We start from the raw sequence: 450 nt of genomic DNA, 5'->3' as shown, positions 1-450 counted from the left end.
CGTTGAGGTTGTCCGGCATCTGGATCGCCAGGCTGCCACCGCCTGAAAGCTTGCTCGCCAAGGCTGGCAGCAACGAAGCGTGATCAGGCACCCATTGCAAAACCGCGTTGGCGAAGATCACATCGAACGGGCCTTGATCGGTCCACTTGTCGATCTCGGCCACCTCGAACTGCACATCGGGCAAGCGCTTGCGCGCGGCGGCGATCATGTCCGCCGAACTGTCCAGGCCACTGACCCTGGCAGCGGGAAAACGCTGCACCAGCAACCCGGTGGAATTGCCCGGCCCGCAACCGATATCCACCACCGCCCGGGCGTGCGCCGTGGGTATCGCCGCTAACAGATCACGGGCCGGGCGGGTGCGTTCATCTTCGAAAGCGACGTATTGCTGGGCAGACCAACTCATTGCGTTCTCCTGTTGGGGTTTTCTGTCGACTGTCGACACGATACCGC

At 62.4% G+C, this 450-nt stretch carries 1 protein-coding gene; it reads right to left on the bottom strand.

Features of this window, described 5'->3' with window-relative positions; translation table 11 throughout:
* On the bottom strand, nucleotides 1–403 hold a 403-nt coding region (locus J5M71_RS28425; RefSeq protein WP_207838971.1), incomplete at its 3' end, for a methyltransferase domain-containing protein.
* Between the last annotated feature and the right edge of the window lie 47 nt (nucleotides 404–450).

The organism is Pseudomonas sp. 43(2021), assembly GCF_017490805.1.
Lineage (GTDB): Bacteria > Pseudomonadota > Gammaproteobacteria > Pseudomonadales > Pseudomonadaceae > Aquipseudomonas.
The sequence above is the reverse complement of the archived record's forward strand: the minus strand, read 5'-3'. Positions and strand labels throughout refer to the sequence as shown.